26 protein-coding genes and 1 pseudogene are annotated in these 21379 nt (G+C 62.5%); 4 read left to right on the forward strand and 23 right to left on the reverse strand.

The window, feature by feature from the left end; all coding sequences use genetic code 11:
• Positions 1 to 9: 9 nt before the first annotated feature.
• From JJ917_07610 to JJ917_07695, 18 genes and pseudogenes are all read right to left on the reverse strand, one after another.
• Positions 10 to 483 carry a peptidase P60 gene (locus JJ917_07610; protein MBO6698678.1) on the reverse strand — a complete coding sequence of 158 codons (474 nt, stop codon included), beginning with the start codon at positions 481 to 483 and terminating at the stop codon, positions 10 to 12.
• Positions 480 to 1361, reverse strand: coding sequence for a DUF2163 domain-containing protein (locus JJ917_07615; GenBank protein ID MBO6698679.1), 882 nt, complete (start codon positions 1359 to 1361; stop codon positions 480 to 482). The genes JJ917_07610 and JJ917_07615 overlap by 4 nt, the downstream gene beginning before the upstream one ends.
• Positions 1354 to 1995 (reverse strand): DUF2460 domain-containing protein, encoded by a 642-nt coding sequence (locus JJ917_07620; GenBank protein MBO6698680.1) that lies wholly within the window; start codon positions 1993 to 1995, stop codon positions 1354 to 1356. The genes JJ917_07615 and JJ917_07620 overlap by 8 nt, the downstream gene beginning before the upstream one ends.
• A 14-nt stretch (positions 1996 to 2009) precedes the next feature.
• Positions 2010 to 2114: pseudogene (locus JJ917_07625) on the reverse strand (phage tail tape measure protein).
• Between the two features lie 271 nt (positions 2115 to 2385).
• Positions 2386 to 2613: a hypothetical protein gene (locus JJ917_07630; protein ID MBO6698681.1), complete on the reverse strand. Its 228-nt coding sequence runs from the start codon at positions 2611 to 2613 to the stop codon at positions 2386 to 2388.
• Entirely contained in the window at positions 2610 to 2918 is a 309-nt protein-coding gene (locus tag JJ917_07635; protein ID MBO6698682.1) for a gene transfer agent family protein, read from the reverse strand. The genes JJ917_07630 and JJ917_07635 overlap by 4 nt, the downstream gene beginning before the upstream one ends.
• Positions 2918 to 3334 carry a phage major tail protein, TP901-1 family gene (locus JJ917_07640; protein MBO6698683.1) on the reverse strand — a complete coding sequence of 139 codons (417 nt, stop codon included), beginning with the start codon at positions 3332 to 3334 and terminating at the stop codon, positions 2918 to 2920. Before JJ917_07640 ends, JJ917_07635 begins: the two co-directional genes overlap by 1 nt.
• 21 nt (positions 3335 to 3355) lie before the next feature.
• Complete coding sequence (locus JJ917_07645; GenBank protein ID MBO6698684.1) at positions 3356 to 3760, reverse strand: DUF3168 domain-containing protein; 405 nt, start codon at positions 3758 to 3760, stop codon at positions 3356 to 3358.
• Positions 3757 to 4101 carry a hypothetical protein gene (locus JJ917_07650; GenBank protein ID MBO6698685.1) on the reverse strand — a complete coding sequence of 115 codons (345 nt, stop codon included), beginning with the start codon at positions 4099 to 4101 and terminating at the stop codon, positions 3757 to 3759. The genes JJ917_07645 and JJ917_07650 overlap by 4 nt, the downstream gene beginning before the upstream one ends.
• Complete coding sequence (locus tag JJ917_07655; GenBank protein ID MBO6698686.1) at positions 4098 to 4667, reverse strand: phage head-tail connector protein; 570 nt, start codon at positions 4665 to 4667, stop codon at positions 4098 to 4100. Before JJ917_07655 ends, JJ917_07650 begins: the two co-directional genes overlap by 4 nt.
• Before the next feature lie 108 nt (positions 4668 to 4775).
• Positions 4776 to 6023 carry a phage major capsid protein gene (locus JJ917_07660; protein MBO6698687.1) on the reverse strand — a complete coding sequence of 416 codons (1248 nt, stop codon included), beginning with the start codon at positions 6021 to 6023 and terminating at the stop codon, positions 4776 to 4778.
• A gap of 13 nt (positions 6024 to 6036) precedes the next feature.
• Positions 6037 to 6576 (reverse strand): HK97 family phage prohead protease, encoded by a 540-nt coding sequence (locus JJ917_07665; protein ID MBO6698688.1) that lies wholly within the window; start codon positions 6574 to 6576, stop codon positions 6037 to 6039.
• Entirely contained in the window at positions 6576 to 6791 is a 216-nt protein-coding gene (locus JJ917_07670; protein ID MBO6698689.1) for a hypothetical protein, read from the reverse strand. The genes JJ917_07665 and JJ917_07670 overlap by 1 nt, the downstream gene beginning before the upstream one ends.
• Positions 6792 to 6794: 3 nt before the next feature.
• A complete protein-coding gene (locus JJ917_07675) occupies positions 6795 to 7013 on the reverse strand; it encodes a hypothetical protein (GenBank protein ID MBO6698690.1) in 219 nt (72 codons plus the stop codon).
• On the reverse strand, positions 7006 to 8220 hold the full coding sequence (locus JJ917_07680) for a phage portal protein (GenBank protein MBO6698691.1): 1215 nt from the start codon (positions 8218 to 8220) through the stop codon (positions 7006 to 7008). Before JJ917_07680 ends, JJ917_07675 begins: the two co-directional genes overlap by 8 nt.
• A gap of 211 nt (positions 8221 to 8431) precedes the next feature.
• Positions 8432 to 9712 carry a DNA-packaging protein gene (locus JJ917_07685; GenBank protein ID MBO6698692.1) on the reverse strand — a complete coding sequence of 427 codons (1281 nt, stop codon included), beginning with the start codon at positions 9710 to 9712 and terminating at the stop codon, positions 8432 to 8434.
• Entirely contained in the window at positions 9705 to 10217 is a 513-nt protein-coding gene (locus JJ917_07690) for a hypothetical protein (GenBank protein ID MBO6698693.1), read from the reverse strand. Before JJ917_07690 ends, JJ917_07685 begins: the two co-directional genes overlap by 8 nt.
• A 260-nt stretch (positions 10218 to 10477) precedes the next feature.
• Complete coding sequence (locus JJ917_07695; GenBank protein ID MBO6698694.1) at positions 10478 to 11026, reverse strand: YcgN family cysteine cluster protein; 549 nt, start codon at positions 11024 to 11026, stop codon at positions 10478 to 10480.
• Between the two features lie 214 nt (positions 11027 to 11240).
• On the opposite strand from JJ917_07695, the gene JJ917_07700 reads away from it, so the two are divergent.
• The 3 genes from JJ917_07700 to JJ917_07710 are packed head-to-tail and all read left to right on the forward strand — an operon-like array spanning position 11241 to position 14813.
• Positions 11241 to 13466 (forward strand): PBP1A family penicillin-binding protein, encoded by a 2226-nt coding sequence (locus tag JJ917_07700; GenBank protein ID MBO6698695.1) that lies wholly within the window; start codon positions 11241 to 11243, stop codon positions 13464 to 13466.
• 4 nt (positions 13467 to 13470) lie between these two features.
• Positions 13471 to 14079, forward strand: coding sequence for a DUF1214 domain-containing protein (locus tag JJ917_07705; GenBank protein ID MBO6698696.1), 609 nt, complete (start codon positions 13471 to 13473; stop codon positions 14077 to 14079).
• Positions 14079 to 14813 carry a hypothetical protein gene (locus JJ917_07710; GenBank protein MBO6698697.1) on the forward strand — a complete coding sequence of 245 codons (735 nt, stop codon included), beginning with the start codon at positions 14079 to 14081 and terminating at the stop codon, positions 14811 to 14813. The genes JJ917_07705 and JJ917_07710 overlap by 1 nt, the downstream gene beginning before the upstream one ends.
• 93 nt (positions 14814 to 14906) lie before the next feature.
• Here the strand turns inward: JJ917_07710 and JJ917_07715 are convergent, their stop codons facing one another.
• Positions 14907 to 15656: a hypothetical protein gene (locus tag JJ917_07715; protein MBO6698698.1), complete on the reverse strand. Its 750-nt coding sequence runs from the start codon at positions 15654 to 15656 to the stop codon at positions 14907 to 14909.
• 495 nt (positions 15657 to 16151) lie between these two features.
• On the opposite strand from JJ917_07715, the gene JJ917_07720 reads away from it, so the two are divergent.
• Positions 16152 to 17405, forward strand: a complete 1254-nt coding sequence (locus tag JJ917_07720; GenBank protein ID MBO6698699.1) for a DUF2336 domain-containing protein — start codon at positions 16152 to 16154, stop codon at positions 17403 to 17405.
• Between the two features lie 2 nt (positions 17406 to 17407).
• On the opposite strand, the gene JJ917_07725 is transcribed toward JJ917_07720, so the two are convergent.
• The 4 genes from JJ917_07725 to JJ917_07740 all read right to left on the reverse strand — a co-directional run bounded on the left by JJ917_07725 (position 17408) and on the right by JJ917_07740 (position 21353).
• The gene (locus tag JJ917_07725) at positions 17408 to 17773 is read right to left on the reverse strand and encodes a DUF1491 family protein (GenBank protein ID MBO6698700.1); all 366 of its coding nucleotides are present in this window, start codon (positions 17771 to 17773) and stop codon (positions 17408 to 17410) included.
• Complete coding sequence (pssA, locus tag JJ917_07730) at positions 17757 to 18584, reverse strand: CDP-diacylglycerol--serine O-phosphatidyltransferase (protein ID MBO6698701.1); 828 nt, start codon at positions 18582 to 18584, stop codon at positions 17757 to 17759. Before pssA ends, JJ917_07725 begins: the two co-directional genes overlap by 17 nt.
• Before the next feature lie 119 nt (positions 18585 to 18703).
• The gene (locus JJ917_07735; GenBank protein MBO6698702.1) at positions 18704 to 19405 is read right to left on the reverse strand and encodes a phosphatidylserine decarboxylase; all 702 of its coding nucleotides are present in this window, start codon (positions 19403 to 19405) and stop codon (positions 18704 to 18706) included.
• Positions 19406 to 19493: 88 nt separating this feature from the next.
• Positions 19494 to 21353, reverse strand: coding sequence for an ABC transporter ATP-binding protein/permease (locus JJ917_07740; protein MBO6698703.1), 1860 nt, complete (start codon positions 21351 to 21353; stop codon positions 19494 to 19496).
• Between the last annotated feature and the right edge of the window lie 26 nt (positions 21354 to 21379).

Raw genomic sequence — 21379 nt, forward strand, 5'->3', positions numbered from 1 at the left:
GGTGACCTCCTAGGTTTTGGAGAAAGGTGGAAAAGCGAAACAGGCGGCTATGTGAGGCGCCCAGGGCGCAAGGTTGGACCGCACGACCCGCCCGCCTTCATAGGCGTGGACGATGGTGCCATCCTCCATCAGCACGGCCAGATGGGAGGCCGGCCAGCTTGACCGCCAGCGCAGGGCCAGCACATCACCGGGCTCAGCGGTTGGCGTGGATTTTTCGATCAGAAACTGACGCAGACCATCGAGCAGCGGCTCACCGTCGGCATGGTGTGCCCAACTGCGTTGGTCATGCCGCGGCAGGACGAGTGGCGTTATCGCCAGCGCATCCCAAATACCCACAATCAGACCGAGGCAATCAGCGCCGACGCCGCGTTTTGACGCTTGATGGCAATAGGGCGTGCCAATCCATCGTACCGCTTCGGCCAGGACCGCCTCGCGGTCGGCGGCCACGTTGGGTTGGTGTGCAGCCAAGGCTTGCGCGCTCATGATCCTAAGCTCCCGCCGTCGAGATTGCCGTCGCTGTTGGCCGGATTGGACAGGGCGAAATCATCGCCAGGCATATAGGGAAAGCCGCGAAAGTTGATGCCATTGGCAAAGCGTGCCTTGCAGGTGGCAAAGCTCTTGTCACAGCCAGCCTTCAAGGTGACCTCAGCACCCGCCTCCAATGGCGTTACCGGTGCCTGCCAAAGCGTGATGCGCGCGAGCGACCCATCGACACTGTGGGCGCGGATGCGCACCGGGTTGTCCGTGCCCTGTTGAAAGGCGCCGCCATCGAAATGGCCTTTTGCCTGCCCGCTCGGCGCCGCAATCAGAAAGACGTGCGGTTCGAGCACAGCATCTATAGTGGCTTCGGTCGTGTAGGCTGGTTGGCCGAGATTGACGCCGCAACGGGCGTCGCCCAGCTCGGCATCGCAGCGGGCGGAAAACACCCGTCCACGCACCCGGTCAAAGGCGGCGAACGGTCCGCGCACTTCGGCTTGAAACAGGCCGTCACGGCTGGTCACCTCGCCAAGCGTGCCCGACGACAGGCGCTCAAAGGCGCTTGGGCTCTGCCAATCGACCAGGAAGGTTTCAACTTCCGCGCCGTCATAGCGACCGGCGAGCAAATCACCCTGGGTGATCCGATCATCGGTGAGCGCGGCGCGCAGATCCCACTCGCCAGCGGCGGGACCAAGGGCGGCGCTTTCCTGGCTTGCCTCAAACCCATCGGCGGGCAGAAAGGTACCGCCGTCCATGGCGAGCGGCGCATCATGATCGGTGAACCCAAGGACCTGCCCGTCGATCCGGGTGAGGCGCACACACCGACAAAGCGTTGTGCAACCCGACGCAAGGCTGGCCGCCAGTTCCGCATCAAGCTCACGCATCGACTGGCTCCTTCAAGAACACTTCTTTCAGAGGGATCGTCGGCAACGATCCGGCTTTGAAGGCCGTCAGATCGATGTCGAGTGTGTCGGTGTCGAAGCGACAGGGCACGTCGAACAGGAACCCTGCGGTAACCGTGGCGCCGATCGCTGGGGTCGTGCCGGCGTCGAAGGTCAATTCGCCGGTTTCCAGTTCGACCGAGAAATTGATCGTCGGCACTCCGTCGATGGCTGCCGACACCGATCCTGCGACCGGCAGCCGAATAGATCGAACCACATCGTCGCTGACGTGCTTGATGATCTGGAACGTTCGCGTGATGCCGTCGCCGGTGCCAATGACCTGATCGGTTGGTTGCGGGGTTGTGCCAGGCGGCCCGGAGGCATGGTCGAGCGGATCACGAAAACGGAACGCGTAGAGCTGACCAAGGCGAGCGTCGAAAAAGCTCTGTACCGCGTAGAGATCATCCAGCGAGCGTACGCCGCCACCGGCATCATAGGTGCGCTTGGCGTGTTTCCAGCGGGTGTTGCGCTCCTCATGGCCGGAGCCAAGGGTGACGATGTCAGTCTGTCGGTGAGTGGTGACGCGAGCACCACGGGCGACAGGCACGGGGAAGCTGACGTCGTGAAAGCCGGGGATGGTCATGACGCCCCCTAAAGCCCGCGCTGGCCGCGCGAAACGGCGCGGGCAAGCGAGGCGGTCAGTTGGGTTTCCGAGCCCCGAAAACTCGCTGCATCAGGGGTTGCGACATTGACGTTGAAAATGTTCGCCGCGCCGCCAGTCACACCACCGATAGCGGCGCCGACCAGGCTTTCGCCAAGCGATCCGACCAAATTGTAGGCGTCGCCCATCGCTGAGGATAACGCGCTGTTGGAGTGAGTTAGGATGAGTCTTTGCAGCAGACCGTCCAGTTCCTTACCCTCGACCAGGGCTTGAGCGAGGCTCTTGGTGATATCTCCGGACAAGGACGTCACGTCGGCCTGCAGATCGCTGAGTTCTTCGCGCAGACCCGTGGTGAAATCAGATGGTTCAGGGTTGGCCATGGCCGTTGTCCTCAAGCTTTGTCGTGTCGGGAAAGGCGCGCATGAGCGCAGCAAGATCGTCGGATGACGGCGGCAATGTACTGGTCTGCGGATTGGCCAGATGGGCGGCGCGGCGCACATCGGGCAAACTCAGCGTCCAGACGGTTTCAAGCGTTGCAAACCGCTGACGCATCAACCAATCGACCAGGCCTTCAAGCGTGACGATAGCGGTCATGGCGCGAAGGTCGCGCGCATCAGATCGACATAGGCCTGGCGCAAGGTCAGCGGCGTGCCGATTTGCCGGAGCCGTGCCTCAGCCTTTGGCCGATCCACATCACCACCGGCAACGAGCGCTTCGAGCAAGACCGTCTGCAACTGGTGCGCCGTAAGATCGCCGCCCACCAATGTCTCGGTGAGGGCACCGAGCGTTTCAACGTTAAACGCTGTTTCAAGGCGGGCGAGCGCATCGAGGGACAGGCGCAAGGTCAGCGCGCCGTCGGGCGTTTCGAGGCTCGCCTCGCCGCGATAGCGATTGGCCATCAGGCGGCGGCCTGGAAAGTGAGCGCGCCGGCCGATTCCAACACCATCTCAAACGTGATCGCTTCATCGTGCCGCCCGGCATAGTCGAGCGTTGTGACGAGGAACGGCCCTTCGATGGTGCCGAAATCGGGGATCGCCACTTGCCACGTGGCGACCGCGCCATCGAAGAACAGGCCGCGCACGCGGGTGTCGGAGGCGGCGTCGCGAAACAGGCCGGAACCGGAAATCTTGCCATGGCGCAGGCCGGCATCGCCGATCAGCTCACGCCAACGCCCTTCGCTTTCCCCATGCGTAACGTTCACCAGTTCCTGCGCCAAGCCGATGGCGCGGGCGCGCAAGCCACCGACCGTCTCAAACTCGTCGGTTTGGCTGTTGTGGATTTTCAGAAGCAGATTGCGTCCGGACTGGGCAGTCATGAAAGCCTCGCAAAAGTTGGATCAAGGGGCGTCGCCAAGATCGATGAGCAGCGCGACCGAGAGGGTCGCGCGTTCCAGATTGCCACTCGGCTCATGGGCAAAACGGGTGGTCGTCAGGCGCTGAACGACGCTCGTTGCCGCCGTGATCGTCAGCGGCGTTTCGAGCAGCGCGGCAATGGCGTCAGCGGCATCGACAAGAAGGGAAAAACTGCCGGAGCGACTGGTCAACGCCAGCGAAACGGAAAGTTTCGCACCGTTGGATGTGCCAGTGGACCATGGCTCTTCGCTCACCGGGCCGACGCGGATATGCGGCAGGGCGCTTGGCCGCGCGGGGCGGTCGGTGATGGTGAAGGCGCCAAGCGCTGTATCGGATTGGAGCGCTGCCACCAGCGCTTTGACTGCATCGCGGGTGGCGAGGTTGGTCATGATGTCACCTCACGCACGGCGCACAGATCAAACGGATCGGCCGACGTGCCGCGCTGGACGGCGATGACCTCCACCGCCCGCATGCCGCCAAGGGCGTTCCATTGCAGCCGCCAACCGACCGGTGGTGCCAGTGCGATACGGGTGCGCACCGTGCCGGTGGCCAGCGCGTCGTTCACAGGGTCAGCGCTTTGACGGGCTGGCGCATCTTCCTCGAAGGCGGCCCAAACCGAGCGGCGCTGTGTATAGGCGATGGTGCCACCGCCGATCTCATCATCGGAGGCCACCGGCTCCAGCACCTGCATGCGCAGATTGAGCGCGCCTGGATCAAAGGTTCGGCTCATAACTGCACCTCGCGGAACGGCTCGATGAGCTCGAACAGCCCATCAGGCTCACCGGCGGAGGTAAAATCAAAGCCCGTCGCGCGGTGGGCATACCAGTGGGTAGCAAGCATCAGGATCGCGTGGCGCAGCACAGCGGGCACATCGAGCCCCGTGTCGCCATAACCGGCGGTCACGTCGATCTCGATGCCGTTCATCGCGCGCATGCGGGTGACGGCAGGACGGCGCAGCATCAGGCGCGGCCACCGCCCGCCAAGGTCAGCTAGCCAGTCTTCCGGCTCCAGGGTCAACGCCGAACCGGCGGCGTCATAGACCACAACGCTATCGACGGAGCGAATGGGGCGTACCAGAAGCGCGATGCGGCCGTCGCTGGGCACCTCATCAGCCAGCATGCGCCATGTTTGGGTGATGAACAGCTTGCCCGACAGCGTTTCGGTGTGGGCCCGCGCGGCGAGCAGCATGGCCGCCAGCAGCGTGTCTTCATCCTCGGTGTCAATGCGCGCATGCGCCTTGAAATCATCGAGGCTGACCGGTTCGATGGCCGGACTTGTTAATTGCACCAGCGTCATGCGCGAGGCTCCAAAAAGAGAAAATCCAACGCAAACGGCCCGCCACTTGGAAGAGGCAGGCCGTTTGCAGCTCAGCGAGGCAAAAAGGGCGGGAGGGTTCCCTTCAGGTTACGCCGCTGAGAAGGTGAGCAGCTTGATGGCGTCAAAGTCCTGGATGCCGCCGCCGACACGCTTGGTGACGTAGAAGAGCACGTAGGGTTTGGCGGTGTAGGGATCGCGCAGCAGACGCACTCCAATCCGGTCGACGATTAGATAGCCCCGGCGGAAATCACCAAACGCGATGGCTTTGGCATCCGAACCGATGGAATCCATGTCTTCCATTTCCACCACCGGGAAGCCGAGCAGAGAGGCTTTGACACCGGCTGCCGAGGGCGGCGTCCAGATGTAATTGCCATCGGCATCGCGCATCTTGCGCAGCGACGATTGGGTGGAACGGTTCATGACGAAACTGCCGTTCTGGCGGTAGGTGGACTTCAGCGCATAGACCAGATCGATCAGCACCTCGGAGGGGTCGGAGACTGGGAAATCGCCATCAACGCCTGTGGAAACGGTTCCGAGATTTCCCCAGGCCCAACTGGCTTCGTCAACGGTCGGCGCCGAGAGAAACCCAAGCGGCTGCGTGGTGCCATTGCCTTTGACGAAGGCGAAGCTTTCCTGCTCGGCAAAGGCCGCATCCACCTCGCCAGCCAGCCACACATCCATGTCGATGGCCGCATCATCGAGCAGCGTCGCGGTGGCCGCCGGCATGGCGTAGAGTTCCATGGTCGGGAAAGCGATTTCCGACAGCACCACCGAACCGGTTTCGGGCCGCGGTGCGTTTTCGGCCACCCAGCCGGCATCGAAGCCATCTGTGGTTACTGGCTTGCGGAAGATGGTCGAGGACACCTGGCGCACGGTGGCGATGGAGCGCATTGGCGAGAGGGCCGTCAGGTGATCGCCAATCGTGCTTTCAGCTTCCTGCGGCACCAGATAGCCGCCATCGGCATCGGTGCCCGATTCCATGGCTTTGACCTGTAGGCCAGCAATCGTGCCGACACGAACATAGGTCTCGAAGGCGCGGGCATGATCGGAACGTTCCAGGCGCGCCGAAGCCGTTTCCAAGCGTGGCCGCTGTGGAGCCGCGGATAAGCGGTTGAGCTTGTCGGTGTTGGCATCGAGCGCGGCATCGATGCGCGCCAGCTTGTCGGCCAGCAGCGGATCGGCATTTCCACGCTTTTCCAGGGCGTCAAGACGCTCATCATTGGCATCGCGGTAGGCGGTGAGCGCTTCCATTAAGGAGGCAACGATTTGCGGCTCGGTGGATGGATCGGCGGAGGTTTGCGCTTTGATCTCGCGATCCTGGTTGGCGTCAGTCATGGGTTTTGGTCCTTTAGGCTTGCAGAGTGGGAGAGTGTGCGGGCGGGTTCGGCAGGGCATGGGTCGTTAGGGCATGGGCGGGCGAAGGTGCTGGCTCACCCGGTTCGATCCGATCGACACGCGCGCCGGGCTGCATGGGAAAGGCCACCAGCGAGACCTCCCAGAGATCAACTTCGATCAAACGCCGTCCGGCGCCGGTCTTGGCGGCGGGTTTCGGCCGGTTGGCGCGCAGGGTGTGAAAGCCGATGGAGAGCCCGTCGAGCGCGCCATCCTTGATCAGCGCCGCCAGGCTGCGGGCGCGGGCGACGGCGGTGGTCAGACGGCCCTCAACGCGCAGGCCGCGGCTATCCTCATGGATCGCGGTCCAGACCCCGATCGGTTCGGCCGGATCATGATTCCAAAGCATGCGAATGCCGGCCACGCCACGCGCCCGCAAAGAACGATGAAACGCGCCCATCAAGACGGTGTCGCCGGATAGATCGGTCACGTTGAACAGGCTGGCGTAGCCTGCAAAGCGAAAGCCATCGACGGATGAAGGCAGGTCAGATGGCATCAACGGGATTCCCCCCGTGGCTTGCGCGTTTGGCCGCCACCGGTGCGCTCGGCGCGGGCGGCGAGTTTGCGCGCAAGATTGTGGGCGAAAGCATCGAACAGCGCGTCGATGGCGGCCGCCTCATGAGACGCCATATGGGCGCCGCTGCGCGGCAGGATCGTGCGGGTGGGCGCCTTGCGGCGCTTGCGTTTGGCGGCTGGTGAACGCTTGACCATGCTTCAAGTCCTTTTCGGCGGGTTGGCAGGCGGGGTCTCGGTGACGAGGAAGGCGTTGAGGCGAGCGATGGCCATCACGAAGGATTCGAAACTGCGGGTGGTGCGCGACAGCTGACGAAGCTGCGCCAAAGCGAGGCCAGAGGTGCTTGCCGCCCAAAGAAAAAGGGCGACATGGCCAATGTCGCCCCGCTCAAAAAACAGCGTCGCCAATTGCTCAATCATCGGCAGGTCCAGCCTCAGACGGCGAAGGTTCGGCCTGATCGTTGGCGCCATAACCGACGGCCATGCGCTTTTCTTCGTCACTCAGGAATGTCGCCGAAGAGACGCGGCGCCAAAGCGCCTCGCGCTCGGTGGACAGTGCCTCGACGGCATCGAGATCGACTGCCAGGTCAAAGCTTTCCTTGGGCGAGAGCGGCGCCAGCCAATGGGTGATGCCATCCAGAATCCGCCCAACCATCGGCAAAACGGTTTGGCGCCAAAGGGCGCGCTGGGCCTCGGCGTAATTGGCATAGGTGTTGTCGCCGGGCAGGCCGAGCATCAAGGGCGGCACACCGAAAGCGAGCGCAATCTCGCGCATCGCCCCGTGCCGCGCTTCTTGGAAATCCATGTCCTTGGGGCTCAGCGACATCGGTCGCCAATCAAGGCCGCCCTCAAGCAGCAGCGGACGCCCGGCATTGGCCTCACCCTGATAGGTGTTTTCCAGCTCAACCTTGAGCCGCTCGAAAGCCTCACCGTCCAAATGGCCATTGCCACCGGAATAGACCAAAGCGCCGGACGGACGGGCCGCATTGTCGAGCAGCGCTTTGTTCCAGTTGCTCGCGCCCTGGTGCAGATCCAGCGCGGTGCGCGCCGGCTCCAAACAGCCAAGACCGTAGTGATCGTCGAGTGGATGGAAGTGGCGCATATGCGCCAGCGGCATCAGCCCGGTATCGGCATCAGGGTGCAAGGTCACGGTCTGCTGACCCACCGAGTAGAGGTAGCCCACCGGCCAGCCATCGCTGCCGGCTTTCACCCGCACGCGGTCGGGGCGAAGGGGAAAGAGGGAGGTCGGCCGTCCATCGGCAAAACTGCCGAGAAGATAGGCGTTGCCTTCCAACAGAAGGTGCGCGCAGAGCGTTTCCATCAACGCCGTGCGGGAGAGATGCGGACCAGGCGAGTTCAGCAGATCAAGCAGCCAGTGGTCGCTGTATTCTTGGTTGCCGGAGCGCAGGACCAATCGAACGGAGGAGGCCGCTTCGCTGATCAGCCTTACCGCGCGAAACGCCACCGGATTGCGGCAATAGGCATGGCGGGCAAGGCTGGCATAGCCGGTGTCGGTCCAGACCGGGCTGCCGGGCGTGTGCAGCTGAAACAGCGGCAAATGCGGGCGACCGATTGGGGCGCCGGATTTCGTATCGAGACGAGCAGCATCGCCTGCCCTCTCCGACATTTTTTGACGAGCGGATTCGCTCGCGCTCTCCGCTTGGCGCGGGCGCGTGAAGAACATGAAAGTCTCCTTTTGAAAGCGTCACCAGCTAAGCGATCGAGCCAAAGGCACGGAGCGCCGCTGGCAAACATGCGGTCGGGCCGAAGGCACGGAGCAAAGCTGGCAATTGAGCAGGCGGTCCGGCAAAGACCGGAGCGAGGCCGGTCAAGTCAACTCAGATACTTCGAAGTCTCGGCGGCAGGTCGCCGGTTCCCATCAATTCGGTGATCGCCCAGACCAGCGCGTCCAATCGGTCTGGCGATTTACCGGGTGCGGACAAACCTTCCGGGCCGAAATCGAGCATTTCATCTTCAAGCGCTGCGAACGCGCCGACGTGATGCACGCGTCCCTGGGCGTAAAGGTAGGCCACAGGTTCAGCGCGCAGCCACTTGCCGCGCTTGGCGTGAACCAGTTTCACAGGAACGTCGCGGCTTGCCTGTTCCAAGACCGAACGCACCATATCGCCGCCCTGGTTGGCCTCGGCAATGATGAGGTCCGCCCTCACCTCGTGAAAGAGGTCGATGGCGCGGCGCGCCCATTCCTCGGGCCGAGCCGCCTGACACGTTTCGTCAGCAAGCACCGCGAACTGGCCATCAGCGATGGCGCCACAAGCGACAATCCCGCAGGCGTTCGATTTGGCATGCGAGGACGCTGGCGGGTCCACCGCCACAACGACCCGCTGTAGCGGTGGCGGGGCGGCAAGGCGCGTGCTGTCGATCGTGTCGCGCTGCCAAAGGCTGTCGGTGCGATCGGCGATCAGTTCCCCTGCGACCTCTTGGCGATACAGTCGTGAGCCGCCATAGGTGCGTTCCAAACCTTCCAAGAACCCATCGGCCAAATACGCCCGGTTGGCGTGGCTGGTGGCGTGCGACACGACACAGGTCGGGTCAGCGATCAACCGTTTCACCAATGGGGTGGCGCGCGGTGTCGTCGTGACGACGCAGCGCGGTTGCTGGCCAAGGCGCAGGCCGAACGCCAGCTGATCAAACGCGTCCTCGCCGTAGCGCCATTTGCCGATTTCATCGCACCATGCCGCGTCGAACTGCGGTCCACGAAGGGATTCAGGGTCCTCTGCTGAGAAGAGCTGCGCGACAGCGCCATTCTCCCAAACCAGGCGCTTGCGGGTCGCCTCATAACGCGGCTGGTTCCAGGGCGGTGCGGTTCGGCGCAGGCCCGAAACGCCTTCGACCATCACCTCGCGGGCATCGGCAAACGTCTCGCCGACCAGCGCAACGTGGCCGCTTGGTGCCAGCGCATAGCTGGCCCGGCCTTCGATGGCGCCACGGACCCATTCGGCGCCAGCGCGAGTTTTGCCGCAGCCGCGGCCACCCATCAGCATCCAGGTCGACCAGGGGTCCAGTGGCGGGCGTTGGTCTTCTCGCGCCCAACTGTCCCAGTCGTAGCAGAGGCGCAGAACGGCGCGATCACTTAATCGGTTGGTGAAGCCCTCACTCATCCCCACCTTGGCGCAGGCGATCAAGGCGGTCCGTAAGCAAATTGCGGAACTCATCGACGTCGATCTCCTGATCCTCGATCTTGGCAGGATTGGCGGCGCCAGCGTCGGCGGCTTCCAGCATCTCGCCGAGCATGTCGAGCGCCCTTGCCATGGCCGTCAGCGCCTTGGCATCGCGTTCGCCATGGGCGGCATCGCCGGGCAGGATTTCGTCTTCAATCGCCATGATGCGTTCCTCCAAGGCATGAAAAAGCCGCGCAGCCAGCGCGGCCCGTTTTTCCGTTGTTGTAGCCATTTGCGGCGTTGGCGGCGGCTTGTAGCGGCCAGCAGAGAGCGGCGTATCGCGCCGGGCCGCCCAGCCTTCTTTGTAGGCGCGGCGGTAAAGCCGGTCGCGGGAGACTGCATATTGCTGGGTGATCGCATCGACCGTGAACACTTCGTCTTCATAGGCAGCGCGAATGGCACGCCACGCCTCTTCGGAAAGCTCCACAGGCGGTGTTGGGGGCATGCGGCCTCGATTCTTCGGTGGCTGATTGGCAGATGGTTTTGATGGTTTCGGCAAAAGAAAAGCGGCCGCCGCTTGCGCGGGACCGCTGAAACTGTCTCGGGGGTGACCGCCTGTTGGGACGTCGCTGACCGGATTTAACGGCCTTTCCAGACACCCAATTCTGCGATGATGCCCACTTTGTACCCGAACACCGCACGGTGGGTCAAGGACTTTTTTCCTATTTTTAGGAAATTTTTCTTATTGTCTTGATGTGATCGCGACTAAGCGCTTGATGCCGCTTGATAATACTCGCTCGCCGGAACTTCGGGATCCTCGTCCGGCCAGTTTTCGATATGGTCTTCCAGATCGGCTGGATCGACATGATCTTCGCTGATCACCCGGCCAGCGACGGAGATTCGCGCTGCAATCACCGTGTCCGGCGTGCCCGATACCAGCGGATGCCACCAATCGAGGCCCTCGCCCCTGGCTACCCGGCTGTAGGCACAGGTCGGCGGCAGCCAGGCCGAGTTGCGCGCCATCTCAGCCGTGATGGCCAGGCAATCGGGCACCTTGGCGAAGCGGTTGGGGTAATCGCTGCACCGCGCCGTTTCCGGGTCCAGAAGCGTGCAGCCGACGCAGGTGAAGGCGATGGCGCCCGTGTCGATATCTTCCAGTTTCGACAGGCAGCAACGGCCGCAGCCATCGCACAATTGTTCCCATTCGGTGCTTGATAGTTCTTCAAGCGTCTTGGTCTGCCAGAACGGCGGCGCGGAGGGGCTTGGTTGGTCCACAGCTTGGGGGGCCTTTGCTGGCGGAAAAGTCACAGACATATCTCGCTTCACCTTTTAGCAAAATCGCGTCTGGCGGCAAACGCTACGTCCGCGTAAAAGAAAGGCACGTGCGGGATGGCGTCGCTTGCTTCTCAGGGCTTGAGCGGTTGGCGTCGCTTTGCCATACCTGACGCGTCCAATATGCCTTGTCCTCCCCGCCATCCCGGCCAGATTTGCCGGTTCTTGGCCGACCTGAGACCGTTGACCGCCGACGATGAGCGAAACGCCACCGATCCCCCCAAGTCAAGAGACGGAGCCGCACGAACGGCCCGAGCGCGCTCAAGGTTTCCGCCCGCGGCGCGGCTTGCCGCGTCCGATCGAGCTGGATGCGGCGCTGGACACGGCGTTGTTCCACATCGGGCAAGGGTTCAGCCGCTCCCTTTCGGGCATCCGGCGCTTCTTTGACCGATTTCGCGTACGCGGCCTGAAACGCGCAGCCGTCGAGGTGCTTGACGAGGTCGCGACGTTCGGAACGCTGGGCGCGGTGCTGGCCCTGGTCCTGGCGCTGCCAGCGTTTGAACGCATTTCCAGCGATTGGCGCGCCCAGGACACGTTTGCGATCACCATCCTTGACCGCTATGGCGAGGAGATCGGGCGCCGCGGCGTGTTGCAGAATGACAGTGTGCCGCTGTCGGAAATGCCGGACCATTTGATCCAGGCGACGCTGGCGACCGAAGATCGCCGGTTTTATTCGCATTTCGGCATCGATGTGATCGGCACAACCCGTGCGCTGCTTGAGAATGTTCGCGCGCAGGGCGTTGTTCAAGGTGGTTCGTCGATCACCCAGCAATTGGCGAAAAACCTTTTCCTGTCGAACGAGCGCACGCTGATGCGCAAAATCACTGAGGCGTTTCTGGCGCTTTGGCTTGAGGTCAATCTCACCAAAGATGACATCCTGAAGCTCTACCTGGACCGCGCTTATATGGGCGGCGGTGCATTCGGCGTGGTGGCGGCAGCGGAGTTTTACTTCGACAAGGATGTCCGCGACATCACGCTGGCCGAATCGGCGATGCTTGCCGGGCTCTACAAGGCGCCGGCTGGTTATGCACCGCACCTCAACCTAGCTGCGGCGCGCCAGCGGGCGAGCGAAGTGCTTTCCAACATGGTCGAAGCCGGGTTCCTGACCGAAGGCCAGGTCCTCTTTTCGCGCCTCAACCCTGCGTCTGCCGTGCCGCGCGATGCACTGTCCGCGCCAAACCACTTCCTTGACTGGGTGTTCGAAGAAGTTCGTGAGATCGCCCCGCCAGGCCAGCGCGTGCTGGTCGTGCGCTCAACCCTCGACACCCGGTTGCAAGCGGGCGCTGAGCGCGCGGTCCTCAATAATCTGTCCGAATCCGGCCGCGCTTACCGAGTGCGTGAAGCTGCTGCTGTTCTCATGGAGAATGATGGCGCCGTACGCGCGATGGTTGGCGGTCGCGACTATGGTCAAAGTCAGTTCAACCGCGCCGTTCATGCGCTGCGCCAGCCAGGCTCCTCCTTCAAAGTTTTCGTCTACGCGACAGCGCTTGAGAATGGCTACACGCCGCGCTCCATTGTCGTGGACGCACCGATCACGATCGGCGGCTGGAGCCCTCGCAATTATGGTCGCAGCTATCGTGGTCGTGTGACACTGACAACCGCGCTCGCCCGCTCGATCAACACCATCCCGGTGCGCCTTGCCGAGGCGATGGGCCGCGATCTCATCGTCGAAACCGCCTATGACATGGGTATTCGTTCCGAATTGCCGATCACCCGTCCGTTGCCGCTTGGCGTTGCCGAGGTGACGCCGCTCGATATGGCCAGCGCTTATGCTTCGCTCGCCAATGGCGGCTATCGGGCCAGCGGTTACGCGATCATGGAAATGCGCACGCTTGACGGCGAACTTGTCTATGACCGCACTGTCGATGGCCCGGCGGCACCGCGTATCCTCTCGGCCGAGGCGGTGACCGGCATGAACACCATGCTCACCCAGGTGATCCAGGCGGGTACCGCACGCCGCGCCCAGCTTCCCGGTATTACTGCAGCCGGCAAGACCGGCACCACCCAGGCCTACCGCGATGCTTGGTTCATCGGCTACACGGGCCGCTACACGGCGAGCGTCTGGTATGGCAATGATGATTTTACTTCGACCGCCAATCTCACCGGTGGTCGTCTGCCGGCGATGACATGGCAGTCGATCATGGAGCTTGCCCATCGCGACAGCCAGCCGCCCCTGATGCCTGGCGTCGATGAAGCGGTGCGCGATGATGTCGAACTGGTCACGGCCCGCGATGCCGCCGATGAAGGGCTGGACCTCGCGACCGATCTCAGCGACAGCATGGAGCTGACCTTGCAAGGCCTCGCCAATCGGTTCGACCCAACCAACACCCGCGAGTTGCGCACCTCCTTCGATATCGATGCGCTTGGGACATCCGACACGGTGATCCGCCAGGCTGATCCACAGGTCGAACAGGCAAACTAACCCTATGGCGCGTCTGTTGTGGCTCTTATCGATGGCGCTGACCGCCGTTGTCGCCGGCACCGTGAGCGCCATCTACGCCACGCAGACCTTGCGCCCGACCGGCATGCTGCAGATCGGCCCTTGGGAAGCGGTACGTGCAGTGGGAGACGCGTCAGCTGATCCCTACGCGCACGCCTTCCTCGCCTCGTCGGGACAATTGCCGCCGGGCAGCGCAGAGGGCATGCGCTTCGTGGCGCTCACATCGCATGACGGCCAGGCTTTGGTGCCGACCTGTTCAATCACCGTTACTGGTTTTGTCGAGATTGCGCGGCTATGGACGCTCTCGCTGGCCCAGCCGAATGGCGCGACGATCGGTGACAGCGATCCGGAAAACCCTGGCGCTGCGTCGCGCTTTGCCCTGCACAGCCAGGACATCGTCTACAATGCCGACGGTAGCTTCTCGCTGACCATCGGGCCACGACCCATGACCCCGAACTCCCTGCTCGTCGGTTCCAATCAGCCCATCAGCCTGGTCCTGCATGTCTATGACGGCGCCATCAATTCGGTGCCCGAGACCGGCGAAGCTTCCCTGCCGATCATCGATGTTGCCTCAACTGCCCTGGGGTGCGGGTGATGGTCGATACCAGTTTCTTTTTGCCCAAAGTGCGTAAGCGCCCCACGTTCCGGCAAGTCGCCAGCGCCCTTGGCCTATGGCTCGGGCTGACCTTTTTGGCGACGCTGGTCGTGCATTTTGTCATCGTGTTCGCGCTACCGACCATCGGGCGCGGGGTGTTGATCGATGAGGTGATCCCACCAGGCGAATCCGCACCGCGCCTTTACACCGGCCAAGCCGGTGAGCTGCGCCCCAATTTTCGCTATGCCGATGCGCGCAAGGACAGTGTCTATTGCAGCTTTGATCTGCGCGATGGCGCCGTTCGCGTATCAGGCAGTCTTGACGTACCGTTCTGGTCGATTTCGGTGCACACGCTCAGCGGTCTGGTCGTTGGTTCGGTGAACCACAATGCTGCCTCCGGCGGCGAACTTGAGCTGTTGGTGATGCGCCCTGCCCTGGCGCGCGACCTGTCAGCGGCCGGTGCGCAATTGCCGCGCGATGCGCTGGTGGTGGAGATGGAAGGCCCGCTTGGCCTGGTGCGGATCAGCGGGCTTGCGACCTACAATGCGCTGCGCCCTGCGCTGCGCGATCAGCTGTCTTTGATGGAGTGCTCACTGGCGACCTTCACCTTCGCCGAGCCGGAGGATGATCAAGATGGTTCTGAGGCGGGCCAGCAACCAACCGCCCCCGCCGGTCCTCCCAGCGTGCCGCAGCCGGTTGTGCGGCCGGACATAGCGCCGGCGGACGGCGGGTAAGGGACAACAGCGTCATCCCAGTCGTCACCCTCGCCGCCATAGCCCATCATGGCCGAACTTGATCCGGCTATGACGCATTGTGTTCATGCGGTTTCACGCCTTAGCGACGATTTCCAGGAGATCGATCTGTTGACCCGGGTGGCTGATCGGGGCCTGCTCCATATCCACTGCCAGGGCGTTTTGGATCAGCGCTTCAAGTGCATTGAGCCGGTCGATCGTTTGGCCGGCAAGGCGCGACGGCGTCTGGATCATCAACCGATCGACCGCATAACGATAGGCATAGAGCCGGAAGAGCATAGCGCGTTTTACCCAGGCCATCTGGCGCTGGTTTTCGGCGATGCGGCCGTGTGCGGCGGCCAATTCTGACGCGCCAATGTCCGGCAATCCGATTGCAGCATTGATGCGCTGTTCATCGGCAATGCGGACACGCGCGACATAGGCCATGTAGGGCTGAATAGCAGCCATGTCTTTCACCGCATCATCCATGATGCGGGCATAGCGCGCCTCGCTGGAGCCATAGCGCTGGCCCGACAGCATCGCCGAATAGCGTTCGGGGCTGAGCACAAGGTCAAGCCGCCGGACGATCTCAGCGCGTTGCAGTTCAGCGGCCGTGCGGCCGATCCAATCATGCGCATGGGTGGGCACAACCAGCGTCCAACCAAGATTGCGCAGCGTGCGCTCATCATCGGTGTAGTTGAAATGGGAAACCGGCTCGCCCGCCGAATAGGTGGACACCATACCGACGACAGGCAGCAGGCTGTCATTGATGACGTTGGGGCGTTGACGGCCGAAATCACCGGTTTGCGCACATGCGGCCAAAGCGCCCGCGCAAGCAATTGCCACGCTCGCGCGCCAGAGAGAGCCTTGGGATTTTGGCATTGCGCGCATTGTTAGCCTTGCCGACGGCTGCGCACGATTTGAACGCCGGTGAAAAGGACGATCTGCGCCTCATGATCCTGCGGCAGCGGCGCGTGATCCTGTCGTGGTCGGCTGGAAACGCTAGAGAACGGTACAATGTTGGTCACCGGTTCAATCGAGCGCCGATGGCGCACGCCCGCGCCCGCTGCCTGTCTCAGGCCACGCCGGTTGGAAGAACTGGGTTTTCGACTGCCATCACCCATGATCATGCCGCGCTTGTTGTTTCAATCAGGTCGTAAACGTGCCCAGTGCGAAAGAACCGCGCCCCTTTTTGCGTTGCTGGGTGCCGCATGCGCGCAGCGAATCACCACGCGAGCGCCCCAGGCCGGAGCATTAAGAATTGGGCAAGGTTAATCCTTTGCTAACGGAGTTGGGGCACAAGGAAGGCCTCTCTTTATTGGCCACGCAACGAGACCATCCATGGCGCACCTTCCGGATTTTTGGGGCAGTTCTGACACGGCGTCCGGCGATGACGCCGGTTCAAGCGCTCGCCGGGATGAGATTGGGATGGCGACTGGTCCATCGATTGGCTCAACCGACGGTTCCACGCCAGCCGCCCGCCAGGCAACTGCCCGTCGCACCTCGCCTTTGGCCGGCGCAAACCTTTTGGGCGCAGTTTCCACCTTGCTGGCCCTGACGCCGCGCGGTCGTGGCGAAGAGCTCGCCCGCCTGACCGCACTGGCCCACGGCTATATCGGCATTGCGAGCGAAGAGGAGCTTGTCTCGCTCGCTAAAGCGGTGGCGGGCCGCGAGGATGTGAACAGCGGTCTGGCCGACCGTCTTGCACGGGCCAATGATCGCGCGGCGACCATTCTGATCCGCGCCAACCGTCTCGGCGATGAGACGATTGCCTACTTCCTGGAAGAGCGCGGCAACGATATCCGCGAATTGATCGCACGCCATCACACGCTGCAGGGCAAGCACATCACTATGCTGGTTGCCGATGGCAATGGCGCAGTGTTGCAGGCGCTTCTCGACAATCGGCAAACCGACTTCAGTGCCGATGCGCAGAAGATGGTGGAACGCAAGGCGGCCAAAGCGAACGAACCAGCGCCAGCGGTTCAACCTCCGGCACCTGCCGAGACGCCGCGCTCTTATCCAACCGGCACCGCCGATCCGCGACGCAGCGCTCAGGACTTCGCCAAACTGGACAGCGCCGGACGGCGCGCCGTCATGCGCCGCCTCGCCGAGGACCGACCTGGAACCGTCAGTCTGCAAGACGCACGCAAGGCACTCGACCCGACGCGCAACGATGCCGATCTGGCCTTTTTGACCGTGATTGCGCTGCGCGATTCCGACAAGCTTGCCGATCTGTTTGCCTCGACCCTCGACTTGGACCGCACGCTGGTTGGCAAACTGCTCGATGAAGCGGATGGCGATGCGCTGTTAGTGCTTGCCAAGGCCGCTGAGCTTTCCTCGACGGCCTTTGCCCGCATGCTGATCCTCGGCAAGACCGGTCTCACCGGCAGCCCGCGCGACACGTTCGCCCTGGTCGATCGGTTCAATGCCATGCCTGAAGCGACCGCACGGCTGATCGTTGGTGCGATGCGCGGCGAGACGCCGGCCCGTCAGCCGGAGCCGACCGCAACGCAGCGTCCGCAGACGCGCTCTATTATGGAACTTGCAAGCACCAAGGCGCCCGCGCCGCAACAGGGCTTCCGCAAAGCAATCTGAGTTCAGGCATCAACCGTCGGAACGAAAGCCCGCATCTTGCGGTCTTCGATATCGACCACCCAGACATCGGGATCAAAGCGCATCTGACGCTGCAAAGCGTCTTCAGCGGCCGCGCGGGTTGGCTCTGGCTCCAAGGGAATGGGCGCGAACAGACGGTTGCCGGTCAGCGCGGCATCGGCCGGCAAGGGTGCATCGTCCATTTGTGGCGGCGCGGGACCATAGAGCGCGACCTGACCGTCCAGGCCATCCACCAGAACGAAGATCGCGCCAGCTGTGTCGTCGCCATGGCGCGCCACCGTGGCATACGCCCCCTCGCCCTGGACACGTCGTACCAGCGCGCTGACGACGAAATCACTCGTGAGGCGCATCGGTACGAACCGCCTTCTGGTCGAGCTTGCGAGCGTACCAGACACCGACCGGCAACGACGCCAAATAGGCAAACGACAGTCCAATCAGTACATGCCAAGTGAAGGCGACGAGCAACGCGATCATCGCAGCCGCGGCCACCATCAAAGGCAGGACGCTGTCAGAGGGGAGCCTCGCGCCCAACCGCTTGCCTGAGAACGTCGGTAAAGATGACACCATCAAGAGGCCGATGATGACGATGTAACCGGCGACGAGGATCGGCGATCCGGTGAGCCAGTCGCCGCCAAGCAGCGCAAAATACATCGGCAACAGAGCCAGCAAGGCGCCAGCAGGTGCGGGCACACCGGTGAAGAAATCGGCCTTGTGGTCAGGTCCTTCAACATCGAGCGCAGCATTGAAACGGGCCAATCGAAGCCCTGTGCAAATGGCGTAGAGCAGCGCGGCGATCCAACCCAGATTGTCGATGGCCGAAAGGGACGACTGGTAAAGAATGAGCGCCGGCGCGACGCCGAAATTGACAAAATCAGTGAGCGAGTCGAGCTCCGCGCCGAACCGGCTGGTGCCTTTCAGCATCCGCGCCAAGCGGCCGTCGAGGGCGTCCAGGAAGGCCGCCAGCAGGATGGCCATCATGGCCAGCTCCAAGCGGCCTTCCAGCGCCAACCGAATGGCGGTCAGCCCGGAGCACAGCGCCAGGAGCGTGACCATATTGGGCAGCACCATGCGCAGCGGCACACGGTTCAGCCGCCGCCAGCGTCGACCGCGCCTTGTGCCCGGCTTTCCGCCCGGCTCAAAGTCTTGGAACAAACCCGTCATTTCAGCCTGCCCCGTCTAAGCTTGCCATCCAGGCGTCCATTTCTGTTGGCTCTGGCGCAAGCGCCAACCGCACTGGGCTCAAAATCTTGAAAAAGGCCAGTCATGCGCGCGCCGTCATATCAGCTCGTCCGGTGAAAGCGTTCGCCGGATGATGCCTGGCCGAAGCGGGCGATCACCGTCTCACCGGCCAGCGTGCGCTGATCCATGGCGACATCCACCTTCGCGCCCTCGGGCAGATAGACATCCACTCGGCTGCCAAAGCGGATCATCCCGATACGCTCGCCCGCCGTCACGCTGTCGCCTTCCGCGCTCCAAGCAAGGATGCGACGGGCGACAAGACCTGCAATCTGAACGGCGGCCAGGGGACCATGCGGCGTCGAAAACACAAACCCGTTGCGCTCGTTCTTTTCGCTGGCCTTATCCAGATCGGCGCTGAAAAACGCGCCCTCTTTGTAGGCGACTTTAGTGATCGATCCAGAAACCGGCGCGCGGTTCACATGCACGTCGAACACGTTCATGAAAATCCCGACCATGCGCATTGGCTGATCGCCGAGACCCAATTCCGGCGGCGGCGCGCGATGGCCGACGAAACACACCCGGCCATCGGCAGGACTGATCACCAGGCTGTCGTCAACCGGGGTCACGCGGGCCGGATCGCGGAAGAACAGAACGCACCAGATCGTCAGGCCAACACCGATCCAAAACAGGCTGATCGACAGAAACCCAAGCGCCAGCGACGCCAGCGCGAACAGACCGATGAACGGATAACCGGCGGGATTGATCGGCGGAATGGCGGTGCGGATAGACTGAATGATGCTCATGGACGGGCGGAACTCACAACGCGAATGGGGGGATCGCCGGTCCTATCGGGTTCGGCGAGCCTTGTCGAGAAACAGAGCAAGACGCACGCTAAGCGCGGCTGAGCTCCCCGGCTCTCGGCCCCCGATCGATCACGCCTTCCACATCCTGGGCACGGGTTTCGGCCAGTTTCTTCTCCGCTTCGCTGGCCTCGCGCTGACGGTTCCACATGGTGGTGTAGAGCCCATTCATCGCCAGAAGCTGATCGTGGGTGCCACGCTCGGCGATCTCCCCGGCTTTGAGCACAATGATCTCGTCGGCGTCGATGACGGTCGACAATCGGTGAGCAATGACCAGCGTGGTGCGGTCTTTGGAGACCACATCGAGGGCAGCCTGGATCTCTTTTTCGGTTTGCGTGTCGAGCGCTGAGGTCGCCTCGTCCAGGATCAAGATCGGCGGCGCTTTCAGCAGCGTTCGCGCAATCGCCACACGCTGTTTCTCACCACCGGAGAGTTTCAACCCACGCTCACCGACCTGGGTGTCAAACCCGTCGGGCAATTGCTCGATGAAATCGGCGATCTGGGCCATACGCGCCGCCTCGCGCACTTCAGCTTCGCTCGCCGACGGGCGGCCGTAACAGATGTTGTAGGCGATGGTGTCATTGAACAGCACCGTGTCCTGCGGGACCATGCCGATCTGCTGGCGCAAGCTTGCCTGCGTCACCTCTTTCAGGTTTTGCCCATCGATGGTGATCGCGCCTTCGCTCACATCATAAAACCGATAGAGCAGTCGCGAGATCGTGGATTTGCCGGCACCCGATGGGCCGACCAGGGCGACTTGCTTGCCGGCCGGCACGTCAAAGGAAATGCCCTTCAGGATCGGTCGGTTGGGATCATAGGAAAAGCGCACATCCTCAAAGCAGATCGCGCCACCATTCACCTGCAGCGGGACCGCATTGGAACTGTCGGTAACCTCGGGGTTCTGGCGCAGCAGGTCGAACATGGTTTCAAGATCGACCAGGCCTTGCTTGATCTCGCGGTAAACAAAGCCAAGGAAGTTCATCGGCTGCCAAAGCTGCAGAAGCAGCGCGTTGATCATCACGAAGTCGCCGAGGGTCTGCGTGCCCGCCTGCACGGCCTGGGCCGACATGATCATGCAGACGACCAGCCCAACCGTGAAAATAAAGGTCTGGCCGAAGTTCAGCGTGGCCAGCGATGTGAAGGTCTGCGTTGCAGCCTTCTCATACTTGGCCATCGCGCCGTCAAACCGGCGGGCTTCCATGGCCTCATTGTTGAAATATTTCACCGTCTCGTAGTTCAGCATCGCGTCAACCGACTTGGTGTTGCTGTCGGTGTCGGCCTCGTTCATCGCCCGGCGAATGGCGATGCGCCAATCGCTGGCAACCTTGGTGAACCAAATGAACGCCACGACGATGGCGATCACGATTCCGGCATAGGTCCAATCGAACTGATAGGTCACAACGGCGATCATCAGCGCGAATTCCAGCAGCGTCGGCACCGCCGTCAGGATCAAGAACCGAATGATGATCTCAATGCCCTTGGTGCCGCGCTCGATGATGCGCGACAGGCCGCCGGTGCGGCGCTGCAAGTGGAAGCGCAGCGACAGGCGGTGGATATGGTTGAAGGTCTCGTTGGCCAGGCTGCGCACGGCGTGCTGGCCAACCTTGGCGAACAGCGCGTTGCGCAACTCGTTGAAGCCCACCATCATCAACCGGCCGACGCCATAGGCGATCACCAGCATCATCGGCACGATCAACCATTCAGGAATACTGGCAGGCGCGCCAAGCTCACCGGTCAAGGAATCCGTCAGCCATTTGTAGCTGTAGGGCACCAGAACGGTGACCAGCTTGGCGAGCACCAGAATGAAAAGCGCAATGTAGATGCGCATTTTGAGATCAGGCCGATCATGCGGCCATATGTAGGGGAACAGGACACGCAGCGTGTCGCCCATCGCGCGGTCATCGACCGAGAGCGCGG

This window comes from Hyphomicrobiales bacterium (assembly GCA_017642935.1).
Lineage (GTDB): Bacteria > Pseudomonadota > Alphaproteobacteria > Rhizobiales > MH13 > MH13.

Coding starts and splice junctions, on each gene's coding strand:
- JJ917_07610 (MBO6698678.1), bottom strand. CDS start 483: ATGAGCGCGCAAGCCTTGGCTGCACACCAACCCAACGTGGCCGCCGAC.
- JJ917_07615 (MBO6698679.1), bottom strand. CDS start 1,361: ATGCGTGAGCTTGATGCGGAACTGGCGGCCAGCCTTGCGTCGGGTTGC.
- JJ917_07630 (MBO6698681.1), bottom strand. CDS start 2,613: ATGACCGCTATCGTCACGCTTGAAGGCCTGGTCGATTGGTTGATGCGT.
- JJ917_07635 (MBO6698682.1), bottom strand. CDS start 2,918: ATGGCCAATCGCTATCGCGGCGAGGCGAGCCTCGAAACGCCCGACGGC.
- JJ917_07640 (MBO6698683.1), bottom strand. CDS start 3,334: ATGACTGCCCAGTCCGGACGCAATCTGCTTCTGAAAATCCACAACAGC.
- JJ917_07645 (MBO6698684.1), bottom strand. CDS start 3,760: ATGACCAACCTCGCCACCCGCGATGCAGTCAAAGCGCTGGTGGCAGCG.
- JJ917_07650 (MBO6698685.1), bottom strand. CDS start 4,101: ATGAGCCGAACCTTTGATCCAGGCGCGCTCAATCTGCGCATGCAGGTG.
- JJ917_07655 (MBO6698686.1), bottom strand. CDS start 4,667: ATGACGCTGGTGCAATTAACAAGTCCGGCCATCGAACCGGTCAGCCTC.
- JJ917_07660 (MBO6698687.1), bottom strand. CDS start 6,023: ATGACTGACGCCAACCAGGATCGCGAGATCAAAGCGCAAACCTCCGCC.
- JJ917_07665 (MBO6698688.1), bottom strand. CDS start 6,576: ATGCCATCTGACCTGCCTTCATCCGTCGATGGCTTTCGCTTTGCAGGC.
- JJ917_07670 (MBO6698689.1), bottom strand. CDS start 6,791: ATGGTCAAGCGTTCACCAGCCGCCAAACGCAAGCGCCGCAAGGCGCCC.
- JJ917_07675 (MBO6698690.1), bottom strand. CDS start 7,013: ATGATTGAGCAATTGGCGACGCTGTTTTTTGAGCGGGGCGACATTGGC.
- JJ917_07680 (MBO6698691.1), bottom strand. CDS start 8,220: ATGTCGGAGAGGGCAGGCGATGCTGCTCGTCTCGATACGAAATCCGGC.
- JJ917_07685 (MBO6698692.1), bottom strand. CDS start 9,712: ATGAGTGAGGGCTTCACCAACCGATTAAGTGATCGCGCCGTTCTGCGC.
- JJ917_07690 (MBO6698693.1), bottom strand. CDS start 10,217: ATGCCCCCAACACCGCCTGTGGAGCTTTCCGAAGAGGCGTGGCGTGCC.
- JJ917_07695 (MBO6698694.1), bottom strand. CDS start 11,026: ATGTCTGTGACTTTTCCGCCAGCAAAGGCCCCCCAAGCTGTGGACCAA.
- JJ917_07700 (MBO6698695.1), top strand. CDS start 11,241: ATGAGCGAAACGCCACCGATCCCCCCAAGTCAAGAGACGGAGCCGCAC.
- JJ917_07705 (MBO6698696.1), top strand. CDS start 13,471: ATGGCGCGTCTGTTGTGGCTCTTATCGATGGCGCTGACCGCCGTTGTC.
- JJ917_07710 (MBO6698697.1), top strand. CDS start 14,079: ATGGTCGATACCAGTTTCTTTTTGCCCAAAGTGCGTAAGCGCCCCACG.
- JJ917_07720 (MBO6698699.1), top strand. CDS start 16,152: ATGGCGCACCTTCCGGATTTTTGGGGCAGTTCTGACACGGCGTCCGGC.
- JJ917_07725 (MBO6698700.1), bottom strand. CDS start 17,773: ATGCGCCTCACGAGTGATTTCGTCGTCAGCGCGCTGGTACGACGTGTC.
- pssA (MBO6698701.1), bottom strand. CDS start 18,584: ATGACGGGTTTGTTCCAAGACTTTGAGCCGGGCGGAAAGCCGGGCACA.
- JJ917_07735 (MBO6698702.1), bottom strand. CDS start 19,405: ATGAGCATCATTCAGTCTATCCGCACCGCCATTCCGCCGATCAATCCC.
- JJ917_07740 (MBO6698703.1), bottom strand. CDS start 21,353: ATGGGCGACACGCTGCGTGTCCTGTTCCCCTACATATGGCCGCATGAT.